Genomic DNA, 14,589 nt, shown 5'->3' with positions numbered 1-14,589 from the left:
ACTTGGTCCTTGGTGACCCTTGTGTCAACCGCCAAGTACGCCGATCGACATGTTTTGGTACATGCCCCAAAGCGCGGTCATAAAGATCGAGATCAGACCGGTAATCTGGACGTACAACCGGTTGCGCGTCAACCGTTTGCGCAGCAACTCGCCTGCTGCTTCTTCCTCTTGGATGAGGCGGGCAGTTGATAGGGAAATCAATGCAACAATGGCCATCGGAAAAGCCAGAAGAAACAGCGCCTGTGCAAACTCGACACCGTAGACAAAACCGAGCACAACCAGCCCCGACAGGACAAAGCACCCGATGCTCAGCATCCATAGGCCCGACACCCGTGCGATATAGAGCATGCGATTGGTGTTGATGCGCACAAGGTCTTCCAGATCCTGTTCGGTCTGTCCGCCCTGCCTGCGCGCACGCAGTACCATGTCGTAAGGCACGCCCAGTATCCAATGGCTGGCAGTGGACCACAGGACAGCCAAAGCGATCCAGAACCAGAGGTTCGAGAAGGAACGCATGTCGATAAGTTCGAAAATACTGCTGTAGATGTCCAAGGTCGGTGCTTTTGTTTGGTCGTTTTGCCTCTCTTAGCGGCGCATCGTGGCAATTCCTAGCCTTGGCTTGCGGAAAAATACGTGGCACTCATCGACTGTAACTCAAAATGGACAGATTACGATGCGCCCGACCCAAGCTTCTTTTCCTGCGACCCGTTTCCGTCGCGCCCGTCAGAGCCCGCAGATCAGGGCCCTGACCCGCGAAAGCACGGTAAGCGTGGATGATTTCATCTGGCCGGTATTTGTGCGCTCCGGTGACGGGATCGAGGAGCCTATTCCGTCAATGCCAGGGGTGTTTCGCAGGTCTGTTGACAAGATTGTCGAGGCCGCACGCGAAGCGGCTGATCTTGGGATACCCGCCATCTGCATCTTTCCCTACACTGGCCTGGAAGAGCGCACCGAGGATTGCGCAGGTGCTTGGGATCCGGAAAATCATGCCAATCGCGCGATACGCGCCGTCAAAAAGGCGGTGCCAGAGTTGGCGATCATGACCGATGTGGCTCTCGATACTTATAACATTAACGGCCATGACGGGTTTGTTGAGAATGGCGAAATTGTCAACGATCGTACGATTGAGGCGTTGGTCAGGATGACGCTGGCGCAAGCCGAAGCTGGCGCCGATATCATTGGACCGTCTGATATGATGGACGGGCGTATCGGTGCAATGCGCACTGCGCTCGAAGACGCGGGCCATCAGCGCGTGATGATCCTGAGCTATGCTGCGAAATACGCGTCCGCCTTTTACGGACCTTTCCGTGATGCGGTCGGGGCATCAGGTGCGCTTACCGGCGACAAAAAGACTTACCAGATGGACCCGGGCAATTCGGATGAAGCGCTGCGCCTGATTGAGCGCGATCTGTCGGAAGGTGCGGATATGGTTATGGTCAAGCCCGGGATGCCTTATTTGGATATTTGCAGACGGGTAAAGGACACTTTTGGCGCACCGACCTATGCGTATCAGGTTTCGGGTGAGTTCTCGATGATCCAAGGAGCAGCGGCGAACGGCTGGATAGACGGAGAAAAGGCGATGATGGAAAGCCTGCTTGCGTTCAAGCGTGCCGGATGTGACGGGATCTTGACCTATTTTGCCCCTGCGGCCGCGCGTTTGTTGGGAAAATGACAGCGAATTGACGCCTAGATATATGGTTTAGGGTGACACTGACCGCTAATGAGCGTATTGTTGCGCACAAGTCGGGGGAACCGGCATTAGAGCAACATAATACAGGCAAATAAATGAAACGTTCAGGAATTTCGCGCCGGGTTTTCACCCTTGGCGCATTGGCAGGGACCGCTGTAACGACTGCTTGCGGCAACGGCGTCGGATCGACAGGCGGCGCGCGCATTGATGCCCGCGTTGATGCAACGCTGGACGAAATGTACAGCGCTTATCCAAATACGCGCAGTCTGGCGGACAAATCCAACGGCATGCTGATCATGCCCTTGGTTACCGAGGCTGGCTTTGGTTTTGGGGGGGCTTACGGACGTGGCGCGCTGCGCGTAAACGACATCACGGTCGATTACTACTCGCTGGCCGAAGTGTCCGGCGGCCTTCAGATCGGTGCGCAGCAGTATGCGCATGTCTTGTTCTTTATGACAGAGGACGCGCTGACCGACTTCCGGCGCTCGCCCGGATGGGCAGTTGGCGGTGACGTGGAATACGTGATCTCTGATCAGGGCGACGGCGCAAGCGCCAACACCACAACGGCACTTTCCCCTGTGATCGCCGCAGTCTTTGGACGGGCCGGTCTGCTACTCGGTGCGACGCTTAAAGGCAACAAATACACCCGCATCATCCCATAATGCTGGCAATGGCGGTCTGACGTACGGGTCAGGCCGCCAGCTTTCGGATCTTCTGGATCGGAGCTTGTTGAATAAACGCGACATTCGCCTCGATCTTGAGAATTACCGCAGAAAGCTCGGTCTCGCATCGGTTGAGTTCTACAATGGATTCATCCAGTCCATCGGCATCAACCGTGAGGTTTGACCTTTCGATTTTGCACATGATCCGTGTCATCTCCAGGCCGGACATGACACGCCGGATATCACGGCACATCTCGGAAAATCGTTTCGTCCGCGCGGTCAGATCATTCAATCCCGTATCAAGCATGTCACTCGAATACCGTTGCAATCCGACAAGGCGCGAAAGCTCTGCTGCTTTATCGATATCGTCTGGCACGCTTTCATCGTTGAAATTAGCGTGGACTTCTGACAGCAACCGGGTGGTCGAGGTTATGAAACAGACTTGCCCGATGTGATCGGCACCCTCGTGCGCGGCTTTCGAAAAGTTTGTGACGGCTTCTTCTAAAGATCGCATCATTTCCTGATGGTTACCCGATATTACACCGATCGGTCCTTCACGTCCTTCCAAACGCTGCGCCTGCAGTTTCATGTTGTGGGGTATTTGCTTTGTCTCTTCAAAGATGCGCGCCACAACTTGCGAGTGCTCTTCGATTTCTGCAACTGCGTCCAACATATTCAGTAGCGACGGGAGCGTACTGTCCGGCTGGATATTTAATGCGGCGCTACGTGCTGCAATTTCTTCGCTCAGCGCGCGGATCATGAAATGCTGGTAACTTTTATATCCCAAATCATTCAGGGCCGAAATCAGGTCTACCTTGGATTGTTCGGGCGTTATGTCTTCTTCCAGTTCGCGCTTGCGAAGCTGCAGGTAGAGTTTTTTGATGTCGTTCAGTTTGCCGCCAAGAGGTTTTAACCTGACAGAAAGATACCCGTCATCCGTTGGGACCATTACCGCGAAAACCCAGTAATGTGTGCCGTCCTTGCTCAGGTTTTTCACATAGCCCCCGACCGGCAGCTTTTTACCAAGGAATTCCCACAGCAAATGAAAAAGGCCTCTCGGCATGTTCGGATGGCGCACGATCTTGTGAGGCGCGCCGCGCAAAGTCTCCCAGTCGTACCCACTGATGCGCCGAAAGGTTTCGTTCGTAAATCTGATGACCCCGCGCGGGTCAGTCCGGGAAAAGAATAACTCGCTTGCCTGAAAGCTGTCTGATTCATTGGAATCGAGCAGACGATTTTTGCGGCTCATGACGATGGCGCCCCACAGATGTGCATTGGTCATGCTGGTATCGCAGGCGAGGCGTTGTGATTTGGTAAACCCGACCCCAAAAACAACCCCTTTGAAGAATATCAGCAAGTGCAACTGCGTTTTAGGTCACCGTAAGTTGCGTGATATACGCTTACCATGTGCGAACCGGTTATCCCGTGCCACAAAGCATAGGCGGCCTGTTACAGTTGTGCCGCACCCCTCACCTAAGACCCAAAGTGTTTTTCGTATCTGAGAATTTCCAACTCGAAACTGCCCGCTGACGTATCAAGCGACACCTTTTCGCGACCGGTATTCTGCCAACCGCAGTTTTCGTAAAATCGCATCGCGCGTGTATTTCCTATCGCGCAGGCCAGCCACGCTTTTTCGATACCTGCTTTGGCAAAAGAAGTTTCAGCATCCGCAATCAATCGCTGGGCAATACCGGTACCACGGCCCGCTGGTGCCACATACATCTGATAAAGCTCATCCGCTCTGCAAATGCAGAAACCAGTCACATCTTTAGTCTGAGCAACACGGGTTTGCCCGATCAGGTTTATCGTACGCTCCTGAAAACTCTCAAGCGTTCGCAGCTTTGCCAGTGCATCAGGTACCAGTTGGAGGTGTGCATCTCGCCATCCATCATACCAGATGCCGGCGATCGTTGTGGCATCTTCATGTATCGCGTCGCGGATAACCGTTTCGGGATCAGCCAAGATTTTGCAAGCGCTTGAAAAGGCTTGAGGTATCCCAACGACCGCCACCCATCTTTTGGACATCTTTGTAAAATTGGTCTACCAGTGCTGTCACAGGAAGGCTCGCCCCCGTCTCGTTTGCTGTCGACAGGCAAATGCCCAAATCCTTGCGCATCCAGTCCGTCGCAAACCCATGATCGAAATGATCATCCAACATGGTTTCATAGCGGTTGGACATTTGCCAACTGCCCGCAGCACCCTGGCTGATGACTTCGACAACGGCGCGTCCGTCAAGGCCAGCCTTATCTGCAAAGTGCAAAGCCTCTGACAAGCCCTGTACGAGGCCCGCGATTGCGATCTGGTTGCACATCTTGGTCATCTGGCCCGCGCCGCTATCTCCGATCCGGCGGCAGATTTTCGAGTAAACCTCCATCACGGGCAACGCCCGATCGTAAGCCCCCTGATCACCACCACACATGATCGACAGCACGCCGTTTTCGGCACCGGCCTGCCCGCCAGAGATCGGCGCATCGACAAAGCTGATCTGTTTTTCATTAGCCGCGGCGTACAGTTCCTTGGTGACTGCAGCGGAAACGGTGGTGTGATCGACAAAGATGGATCCTGGCAGCATGGAGGCAAACGCCCCGTCGGACCCAAGGCAGACACTGCGCAGATCATCGTCATTGCCGACACAGGCCAAGACGATATCCGCGCCGGCAGCGGCGGCAGCGGGTGTTTTCTGCATATTGCCGCCATGAGCTTGGGCCCAATCTTCGGCTTTTGAGGCGGTTCGGTTGTAAACCGTCACGTCATGGCCCGCCTTTTGTAGGTGCCCCGCCATCGGCGCCCCCATAACGCCTAGTCCGAGAAATGCGAGTTTGGCCATGATATGCTCTCCTTGGGTGTTGCCTTACGCTTGTCTCCTACCTAACAGTCAGACATCAAGGGTCAATTCAAACACGCCAAAAAGAGGATGCAGAATTAGGCATGGGGCTGGTCTTTCGTTGGCTGTTGCGGCTCACCGGAGCCTTGATCATTCTCGCAGTAGCGGGGGTGACGCTGATCTATTATCTCGGCTCGCGGTCTCTACCGGACTACAATACTGAATTGCGGGTCCCGTTTCTGAACGCACCGGTCGAAATCGTGCGCGACAATGCGAATGTGCCCCACATTTTTGGAAGTACCGACGAAGACGTCTATTACGCGCTTGGCTTTGCACATGCGCAGGACAGATTGTGGCAAATGACGATGCTCCGGCGTACCGCACAAGGTCGCCTGTCAGAGCTTTTTGGCCCGGCCACAGTGAATATCGACAAATTGCTGCGTCGGCTGGATGTCTACACCTTGGCCTCCGCGTCGGTTGAGGCACAGGACGAGCGTACAATGCGTATACTGCGTGCCTACGCAACTGGCGTGAACGTCCGGCTTGACCAGATCAACGCGCAGGCGTTGGGTCGCGGCGCGCCGGAAATGTTTCTGTTCAACGCGCCCATGGCACCATGGCGACCCGCAGATTCGCTTGCGATCATCAAATTGATGGGGTTACGGCTTTCGGGTCATCTGGATGCCGAGGTGCTGCGCGCCCGGATGTCTCTTGCCCTGCCTGATCCAGACCGGCTTAGCGACATTCTGCCCGACGCGCCGGGTTCCGGCGTTGCGGCGTTGCCGGAATACGCGTCTTTGTTTCCACAGGTGCCGCGCTTTGCCGAGACCGTACCGTTTGACCCGCATCCGCTGTCGCCGTTCGCCCGTCGCCCGATGGCCGGCGCGTCAAACGTCTGGGCAGCGGCGCCTTCGCGCTCTGCCTCCGGCGGCACATTGCTTGCAAACGACCCGCATCTCGGGTTCTCAGCGCCTGCCATTTGGTACCTCGCCCGGCTTGAGCTGCAATCAGGTGGTGTCATTGGGGGAACGATCCCCGGCATGCCCGTTGTTCTGACCGGCCGCAGTGCTGATCTGGGCTGGGGTCTCACCTCCGCCGGTATGGATGATCAGGATGTGTATATAGAGCAAGTTAATCCGGAAAATACCGAAGAATACCTCACACCGGATGGGTTCAAGCCGTTCCAGACCCGCAAGTCCATCATAAACATCAAAGATGGGACCCCGATAACGATCACCCTGCGCTGGACGGAAAACGGACCGGTACTTCCAGGAACACACTATAGCCTGGCCGCGGTGACCCCGCCCGGCCATGTCGCTTCGCTGGCTTGGACAGTACTGAGCGCGCAAGACACCTCGATGACCGCCGCACTGCGATTGATGGAAGCGAAGTCGGTTCAGCAAGGGGTCGATGCGATCGAAGACTTCGTCGCTCCGGCACAAAACCTCATGCTTGTGGATCGTGAAAACATCGGCATGAAAATGATCGGGGCCATGCCGCGGCGCGATGCGCGTCACCAGAGCAAAGGACGCATCCCAAGCCCCGGCTGGATCGCAGCAAACCGCTGGCAGGGTCGCCTGCCCTATGCGTCCAATCCCGAGTTCATCGCCCCGTCCGGCGGCATTATTGGCAACACGAACAACAAAACGGTGGACCGGCCATTTCCTAATCATGTCTCCTTTGACTGGGGCGATACACAACGTGTCCAGCGCTGGCAGCGGCTGATGCAAGCGCGGCAGGTCCACACGCGCGACAGCTTTATCGAGGCACAGCTTGATACGGTCAGTTTCACAGCCCGATCTTTGCTGCCCCTTATCGGTGCCGAGTTGTGGTTTACCGGTGAAGCGGCCGCTGAAGGCACTGCGCTACGACAACGCCAGCGCGCCTTGACGCTTTTGGCTGACTGGTCGGGAGAGATGAATGAACACATGCCCGAGCCTTTGATTTATGCTGCATGGTTGCGCAGCTTGCAGGCGCGTATGGTGCGAGACGAGCTGGGGCCACTCGCATCGGAACTCACGCATGTAGAGCCGCTGTTCATCGAGCGGGCTTTCCGCGATGTCGATGGCGCAGCAGTGTGGTGCGACGTGATACAATCCGCACCCGTTGAAACCTGTGCGGACATGGCACGGCTGGCGCTTGATGATGCACTGGTCTGGATCGAAGAAACATGGGGGCCTGCGCTGGAATCGTTGCGATGGGGCGATGCGCATCAGGCAACACACGATCACGCGGTGCTGGGGGAAGTTCCGATCCTGCGGTACTTCGTAAATATCCGTCAGTCGACAAATGGCGGCGACAATACCTTGCAGCGTGGGCTCACGCGCGGCACAGGCCCAAATCCTTTCTATAACGTGCATGGCGCCGGGTACCGGGGGGTTTATGATTTTGCCGACCCCGATAGTTCGGTGTTTGTCATTTCAACAGGACAGTCAGGGCATTTTCTGTCTCGCCACTATGACGACATGGCCCAACTTTGGCGTCGGGGTGAATATATCCCCATGTCGCTTGACGAAGAGCTCGCACGCGCGGGTGCTGTCGGGGTCACACGCCTTGAGCCCTCTCAGTAGATGACCCGGGTCATTCTGTTTAACAAGCCGTTCGGCGTTCTGTCGCAGTTCACTGACAAGGGAACCGAGGGAACGACGCGACCGACCCTTTCTTCTTTCATCGAAGCGCCCGGATACTACCCTGCGGGCCGATTGGACCGCGACAGCGAGGGGCTGATGATCTTGACCGATGATGGCAAGCTGCAGGCGCGCATATCCAGTCCCAAACACAAACTGCCCAAAACCTACCTTGTGCAAGTTGAAGGCATTCCAAAGGCGGAACAACTGGCGCAATTGCGTGCGGGGGTGACGTTGAAAGACGGACCAACGCGCCCAGCCGAGGCACAGATCACGAAAGAACCTGATTGGTTGTGGCCGCGTGATCCGCCTGTCCGGTTTCGCAAAACCGTGCCGGATGCATGGCTGCAAATCACCATCCGCGAAGGGCGCAACCGTCAGGTACGTCGTATGACGGCACACGTCGGGCTGCCGTGCTTGCGGCTCGTTCGTGTCAGCATTGCAGACTGGAAGCTTAATCAGTTACGTCCGGGCGCATGGCGTTTCGCATCCGTGACGGGCCCATGAGCCCCGCACCACGACCGATTATAGCCTGTTGAACGCGTCTTCTTGCGCCGCTGTCCAGCGCACGGTCAGTTCAAAGCCCGTGTCGGTTTGATTTTCTGTCTCGACCAGTTCGTGCTGAAACAGCCACGCACGCTTGCGGCCGTCAGCATAGCTCAAGGTTATGGTCGCCTGACGTTTCTGACCCTGCAAGACCTGTGTGACCGCGTCCAGCAAGTCGTTGATCCCGTCGCCGTTCAACGCAGAGATCGCGTATAGTGCCGGATCCCGCTCTGCACGCCGCCGCATGGCTTCAGCCTCCTCTGCGCTGAGCAGATCAAGCTTGTTCCAAACCTCGAATGTCGGACGCTCTTCTTCCACACCGAGCGACGCCATGATGTCCCGGACATCGGCTGCCTGTTCTTCCGTTTCGGGGTGCGCAATATCCCGCACGTGACAAATGACATCCGCCGCCAGCACCTCTTCGAGGGTCGCGCGGAAAGCAGCAACCAACTCGGTAGGCAGGTCAGAGATAAATCCAACCGTGTCAGACAGAATGACTTCAGGACCATCGGGAAGTTCGACGCGCCGCATCGTCGGATCGAGTGTGGCAAAAAGCATGTCTTTTGCCATGACTTCTGCACCTGTCAGCCTATTGAACAACGTGGATTTACCCGCGTTGGTATAGCCTACAAGCGCAACGATGGGGTATGGTACCTTGGCGCGCGCAGCCCTGTGCAGCGCGCGTGTTTTGACAACTTTGTCGAGCTGTCGTCGCAGGCGGGTCAACTGCTCATCGATGGCGCGGCGGTCTGCTTCGATCTGCGTCTCGCCGGGGCCACCAACGAACCCCAGGCCGCCACGCTGACGTTCAAGGTGGGTCCACGCTCGAACAAGCCGGGTGCGCTGATAGCTCAATGCCGCCATCTCAACTTGCAAGACACCTTCGCGTGTCGCGGCCCGGTCGCTGAAAATTTCCAGAATCAGCCCCGTCCGATCCAGCAGTTTAACCCCCCACGCCTTTTCGAGATTGCGTTGCTGAACCGGGCTGACGGGACCGTCCACCAGCACCAGTTCCACATCGTTGTCTGCAAGCAGTGATTTGATCTCGGCAATCTTGCCCGAACCAAACAACATCCCTGCGCGTACGGTCTTGAGCGGCGCAATTTCAGCGCCAACAACTTCAAGGTCAGGCAAGGCGCGCGCAAGCGATACCGCTTCGGCCAAGGCATGCTCCGGCAAGCGGCGGTCCGGATCCGACTTTATTTCAGGATGCACAACCCAAGCGCGCGTCACGCGAGGACCCGCGGTATTATCAATTTGAAAAGTCGGACGGCTCAAGAAGCGTCTTCGCCCTCGTAAAGGCTGATTGGCTGGCTCGGCATGATTGTGGAAATGGCATGCTTGTAGACCAACTGTGATTGCCCATCGCGGCGCAGCAGGACACAGAAATTGTCAAACCACGTAATAACGCCTTGCAGCTTTACGCCGTTGATCAGGAAAATTGTCACCGGAACCTTGGTTTTGCGCACGTGGTTCAGGAATGCATCCTGAAGGTTCTGTCTGTCGGAAGCCATTCTGGTCATGCCTTTTTTCTTGCGTGAACCCGCGGGTCGGGTTCGTCCCTCGCGGTGAGTATGGAGATCAATTTAGAGAGATTCCACCCCCAAAAAAATGTCCGTTACGGACCTAATTTCTGCAGTGTTCAACTGCGCCACAACTCAGGAGTCAAAAGCGCAATGATGGCGAGGGTCTCAAGTCTTCCCAGAACCATCGCAGCCGTGAAAATGAATTTCGCCGCGACTGAAAGTTGTGCCAATTCAATGGGTTGATCGGTGGCAAAGTTGATCAAGGGCCCCGTGGTGGAAAGGCCGGCGATGGTGAGCACCAGCGCCTCTTCGAATCCCACACCGGATAGTGCAAGCAGCACGGTCAATATCGCCAAGGTAATGGCAAATAACATAAAGAAAATCCATGCAATGAACGCACCATTGCGCTGAACGCGCCTGCTTTCCGAACTGGCTCTGCTGACAGAGGACGGATGAACCAGCCTTTCCAATTCACGCCGACCGTTCAGAAAAAGGGCAAAAACCCTTAGCAGTTTAACCCCACCTGCGGTGGTTGCCACGCCGCCGCCAATCAGTGCAAGCCCCATCAAAATCAAGCCCGGCGTCTGCAGACCCGACCAGCTTTGGGCCTGACTCCAATCCTGGCTTGCAAAGCCTGTTGTCGTCAGGAACGACATCACCGTAAACAGCGCCCCCCAAAGTGCGCCAATCGCCTGAGTGATGTTTTCGTCGCGCGATATATCCAGCGCGCCGATCCAGTGACGAAGAAACAGCACAACAGGAACTGCGATAACGATAGCGATGCCCAGACGAAACTCTGGGTCTGTCCCGATCCCTCCCTGTGTTGCGGTAATGGTATCCGAGGAAAAGGTCAGGCGGGAAAGTGCGAACAACATAAACAGCATCATCAGCGCCTCACCGGTGATGCCCGAACCACTTGCCTCGACCCCACCGACAGGCGAAATACCTGACGTTGCCATAACGGACATCGCATGGCTCAATGCGACGAGCGATCTGTCACCGCTAATCAGCAAAAGAACCCACAACAGCAGGGTCAGACCCAGGTAAATCGGCGCCAGCGTTTTCACCACGCGCAAAAGACGCTCGCGCGGGTCGGTGCGCCCGACAAGACTGTACCGCGTTTCGCGCTGTCCCGGTTCAGCCTGAGCGGTGACCTCAAAGCCGCCCAGATTAAGCGGTGCCAGAATTGCGGATGCAGCAATCCACATGGTCAGGCCACCCATCCATCCGACCTGTGCGCGCCACAGATGTTGCGTATCGTTAAGCCTTGCCGGATCGTCATAGACTGTTGCGCCAGTGGTCGTGATTGCACTGACCATTTCAACGTAAGCATTCAGAAACGTGGTGTTGCCGACGCTTTCATAGAATGGCACGGCCAGAATTAAGGGCAGGAACAGAAACGTCGAAAACAGGGACATCAGCGTCCCGAGTGCCCCATGTCTGGGCCTGCGTCCCGCGTAGGCCAAAGCTATGAAAGTAAATGTAATTACTCCAAGCAAGCCGGAGTAGAAAAAGATCCGCGCCGTCTCCAACTCGCGCGTAGCACCGCCATGCAGAGCAGGCACGAGCATCATCGCCGAAGTTGCACCAAAGATGAGCAGAAACAACGGTAGCTCCATCAGGTGCTCCAGCGCTGTCTTTTGCTTGCGGCTTGGCGCTTGCGGTCGCATGGCAGTTAGAAAAAGTCTATGGAGACCTGCATCAGGCGCTCCACTTCTGGCACATCCGTCGCGAGAGCAAACAACGCGATCACGTCGCCTTCGTCGATCCGGGTTGTCCCCAATGGTCGGATGACATCGTCTCCCTTGCGCAAGGCCCCGACGAGAACGCCTTCGGGAAAATCGATTTCTGATATTTTCTTACCGGCCAGCGGCGAGGTCGACAGCACTTCGGCCTCGATGACTTCTGCCTCTGCATCCCCAATCGAATAGACAGCGCGCACACGGCCGTGTCGAATGTGGCGCAGGATCGAACTGACCGTGGTTGCGCGCGGGTTGATGTAGGCGTCGATTCCAAGCGGCCCCATCAAGGGCGTCAACGTCGGGTCGTTGATCAAGGCAATCACGTAGTCGCACCCTTCGGACTTCGCGCGCACGCAGGCAAGCATGTTTGTTTTATCGTCGTCTGTGATGGCCAGCATGGCATCGGCGCGCGAAATACCGGCCTCTGCGAGCAAGCCCGCATCGAGACCATCGCCGTTCAGAACAATTGTGCGTTCCAGCGCCTCGGCAGCGCGCTCGGCACACATTCGGTTCTTTTCGATGACCTTCGTGCGTACGCGCTTGGCCCGTTTTTCCAGCGCCTGTGCCACGGCAAGGCCGACGTTCCCGCCGCCTACCAGCACAACACGTTCCTGCTTGGGCTGTCGTTTGCCGAAAATCTCCATAGTGCGCGCGATGTCGTCGACATGGCTAAAGACGTAACAGTCATCGCCGACAAACAGCTGGTCCTTTGATTCCGGCGCAAAAAGGCTGCCGTCCCGTCGAACCGCCACAACCGTGGTGCGCAGTGTTGAAAACAGATCGGTCAGTTGGCGCAACGGCGTATTCACCACCGGGCATTCTTCTTCGATACTGATCCCAAGCAACTGCGCCTTGCCGTCCATGAAGACCTCTGTGTCGAAGGCCGCAGGGGCCGAAAGGCGCTGCAAGGCGGCAGCGGCAACCTCACGTTCGGGGCTGATCACCACGTCGATCGGCATATGATCGCGGCGGTAAAGGTCGGAATAAATTGCGTCGAGATAGGATTGGCTGCGCAGCCGCGCGATCTTGCGATTCACCCCAAACACGGAATGCGCGACCTGACAGGTCACCATGTTCACCTCATCCGAGTGCGTGGCCGCAATCAGCATTTCCGCATCGCGGGCCCCTGCCCGGTCCAGTACGTCAGGATAGCTTGCAAACCCAGCAATACCTTGTACGTCAAGGCTGTCCGTGGCGCGACGTACCAGATCGGGATTGCTGTCTACAACTGTGACGTCGTTGCGCTCACCCGACAGGTGCCGCGCAATCTGCCAGCCCACCTGGCCCGCGCCGCAAATAATGACCTTCATGCGTTTTTTGTCCTTCAGGCCGTATTCAGGAACCTCTGAATGGCAGATGCCCCCAGAGCGGTCAAATTATTTGTCCTTTTGCAATATACAAGGCAAACTACAGGAATGACGCCCCGTATTATTATGATTGTTCTCGTTGGTTTTGTCGCTTCCTGCGCGCCTTTGTCCCTGTATTACAAACCCGGTGTATCGGTTGAAAGGCTGCAAAGCGATCAACTTGCCTGTGAGGTCAAAGCGTTGAACGAAGCGCCAGTGGCGACACAGGTACGCCAAGCGCCGCCACGCTATTACCCCGGACAACGTTATTGCAATTCGGCGGGTCACTGTTATCGCGGCGGCGGCTTCTGGGTGCCGGGAGAGGTCTACAGCTATGACGCCAACAGGTCCTTGAGATCGCGCGTAGAGTCGCAGTGCATGGCGTCAAAAGGGTATCAGCCTGTCGAAATCGAGCAGTGCCCGCAGTCAGTGTCAGCGCAGGTCGATACAGCCCAGACAACAGTTCTGCCCCGTCTTACGGACGGTAGCTGCGCAATTAAGAACAGTGACGGCAGTTGGCAAATAATTTCTCGGAATTGACAGGTTTGGTCGTTTTCTGACTGGATGGCGCGGAGTGAGCTTTCTACTGATGTTTACATGTCAGCAGTGATTCCAGAAACGCAGATTGACCTTGGCCAAATCAAGGAGATCGTGCAGTCCTATAACGCAGCGCTCGAAGGATCGTCTCCTGAGACTGTCGCCCTGACCCTGAGCGCGCATCTGGCGCCCGAGTGCGTCTGGCGCGGCATGCACCCATTCAACGTCCAGCATGGTCCGCACGCCGTGGCACAAGTGTTCTGGCAGCCCTTTCTAAACGCTTTTTCCCGCGTTCAAAGGCGTGAAGATATTTTTTTCGCAGGGCTCAACGAAATTGACGGTTTCAAGGGCACATGGACATGTTCGATGGGGCACTTCATGGGGCTGTTTGATGCGCCTTTTCTGAATATCCCGCCGTCCCGCAAAATCGTGATGGTGCGGTACGCCGAGTTTTGTAAGGTCGAGAACGGCATCATCGTCGAGGTTGCTCTTTTTGTAGACCTCTTGCATCTGATGGCACAGGCCGGGGTAAACCCGCTGGCAGCACCTCAAACAGCAGCGCAACTGGTGCAGCCTGGCCCACGCACACACGATGGCCTGGTGATGACGCCCCAACCGCTGGCTGCGTCTCGCAAAACACTCGACCGGATCAACAACATGATCGGCTCCATTGATCACGCCAACGCGGCCAAGTCGCCCCCGACGCCACAGGACGAACTGGCCGTTGACTGGAACGACGACATGATCTGGTGGGGTCCAACGGGCATTGGGGCCACCTACACGATTGACCGTTACATTGAACAACATCAGGGCCCGTTTCGGCGGGCGATGGAAGGGCGTGTGTTGAACGGCCACCTGTGCCGCATGGCCGAGGGCAAATATGGCGGCTTTTTTGGCTGGCCGAACCTGACTTTGACCAACAAAAACGGTTTCATGGGTGTTCCCGGGAACGATGTGCGTGCCGATATGCGCGTCGTTGACGTCTATCGCCGGGACGGTGACAAACTGGCCGAGAATTGGGTGTTCATCGACATGCTGCACTTTATGAAGATGCAGGGCGTCGACGTGCTTGCCGATCTGGCGCCTTAA

The 14,589-nt window shown here is 56.4% G+C and carries 14 protein-coding genes; 6 read left to right on the top strand and 8 right to left on the bottom strand.

Translation table 11 applies throughout. The features are described from left to right. Positions 1-24: 24 nt before the first annotated feature. Positions 25-552 (bottom strand): component of SufBCD complex, encoded by a 528-nt coding sequence (locus AC2D8V_RS15610; protein ID WP_484734493.1) that lies wholly within the window; start codon positions 550-552, stop codon positions 25-27. A 121-nt stretch (positions 553-673) separates the two neighbouring features. Here AC2D8V_RS15610 and hemB point away from each other — a divergent pair, with 121 nt between their 5' ends. Both hemB and AC2D8V_RS15600 read left to right on the top strand, forming a co-directional pair. Further along, positions 674-1,672, top strand: a complete 999-nt coding sequence (gene hemB, locus AC2D8V_RS15605) for a porphobilinogen synthase (protein ID WP_484734492.1) — start codon at positions 674-676, stop codon at positions 1,670-1,672. Between the two features lie 113 nt (positions 1,673-1,785). Then, entirely contained in the window at positions 1,786-2,352 is a 567-nt protein-coding gene (locus tag AC2D8V_RS15600; protein WP_484734491.1) for a lipid-binding SYLF domain-containing protein, read from the top strand. 28 nt (positions 2,353-2,380) lie between these two features. Here AC2D8V_RS15600 and AC2D8V_RS15595 read toward each other — a convergent pair whose 3' ends face one another. The 3 genes from AC2D8V_RS15595 to AC2D8V_RS15585 all read right to left on the bottom strand — a co-directional run bounded on the left by AC2D8V_RS15595 (position 2,381) and on the right by AC2D8V_RS15585 (position 5,179). Beyond that, the gene (locus AC2D8V_RS15595; protein ID WP_484734490.1) at positions 2,381-3,634 is read right to left on the bottom strand and encodes a PAS domain-containing protein; all 1,254 of its coding nucleotides are present in this window, start codon (positions 3,632-3,634) and stop codon (positions 2,381-2,383) included. A 191-nt stretch (positions 3,635-3,825) separates the two neighbouring features. Next, positions 3,826-4,314, bottom strand: a complete 489-nt coding sequence (locus AC2D8V_RS15590; RefSeq protein WP_484734489.1) for a GNAT family N-acetyltransferase — start codon at positions 4,312-4,314, stop codon at positions 3,826-3,828. Further along, positions 4,307-5,179 carry an NAD(P)-dependent oxidoreductase gene (locus AC2D8V_RS15585; RefSeq protein WP_484734488.1) on the bottom strand — a complete coding sequence of 291 codons (873 nt, stop codon included), beginning with the start codon at positions 5,177-5,179 and terminating at the stop codon, positions 4,307-4,309. Before AC2D8V_RS15585 ends, AC2D8V_RS15590 begins: the two co-directional genes overlap by 8 nt. A 101-nt stretch (positions 5,180-5,280) precedes the next feature. Between AC2D8V_RS15585 and AC2D8V_RS15580 the strand changes: the two genes are divergently transcribed. Continuing rightward, on the top strand, positions 5,281-7,746 hold the full coding sequence (locus tag AC2D8V_RS15580) for a penicillin acylase family protein (protein ID WP_484734487.1): 2,466 nt from the start codon (positions 5,281-5,283) through the stop codon (positions 7,744-7,746). Next, positions 7,747-8,310: a pseudouridine synthase gene (locus AC2D8V_RS15575; protein WP_484734486.1), complete on the top strand. Its 564-nt coding sequence runs from the start codon at positions 7,747-7,749 to the stop codon at positions 8,308-8,310. 18 nt (positions 8,311-8,328) lie between these two features. On the opposite strand, the gene hflX is transcribed toward AC2D8V_RS15575, so the two are convergent. The 4 genes from hflX to trkA form a co-directional block, all read right to left on the bottom strand. Beyond that, positions 8,329-9,627, bottom strand: coding sequence for a GTPase HflX (hflX, locus tag AC2D8V_RS15570; protein WP_484734485.1), 1,299 nt, complete (start codon positions 9,625-9,627; stop codon positions 8,329-8,331). Then, complete coding sequence (gene hfq / locus AC2D8V_RS15565) at positions 9,624-9,863, bottom strand: RNA chaperone Hfq (RefSeq protein WP_007119530.1); 240 nt, start codon at positions 9,861-9,863, stop codon at positions 9,624-9,626. The genes hflX and hfq overlap by 4 nt, the downstream gene beginning before the upstream one ends. A gap of 128 nt (positions 9,864-9,991) precedes the next feature. Beyond that, positions 9,992-11,545 carry a TrkH family potassium uptake protein gene (locus AC2D8V_RS15560; RefSeq protein WP_484734484.1) on the bottom strand — a complete coding sequence of 518 codons (1,554 nt, stop codon included), beginning with the start codon at positions 11,543-11,545 and terminating at the stop codon, positions 9,992-9,994. A gap of 5 nt (positions 11,546-11,550) precedes the next feature. Then, on the bottom strand, positions 11,551-12,927 hold the full coding sequence (gene trkA / locus AC2D8V_RS15555; RefSeq protein ID WP_484734483.1) for a Trk system potassium transporter TrkA: 1,377 nt from the start codon (positions 12,925-12,927) through the stop codon (positions 11,551-11,553). A gap of 105 nt (positions 12,928-13,032) precedes the next feature. Between trkA and AC2D8V_RS15550 the strand changes: the two genes are divergently transcribed. After that, entirely contained in the window at positions 13,033-13,503 is a 471-nt protein-coding gene (locus tag AC2D8V_RS15550) for a hypothetical protein (protein ID WP_484734482.1), read from the top strand. Positions 13,504-13,560: 57 nt separating this feature from the next. Further along, positions 13,561-14,589 (top strand): ester cyclase, encoded by a 1,029-nt coding sequence (locus AC2D8V_RS15545; protein WP_484734481.1) that lies wholly within the window; start codon positions 13,561-13,563, stop codon positions 14,587-14,589.

It is taken from the genome of Roseobacter sp. YIN89 (assembly GCF_057219365.1).
The sequence above is the reverse complement of the archived record's forward strand: the minus strand, read 5'-3'. Positions and strand labels throughout refer to the sequence as shown.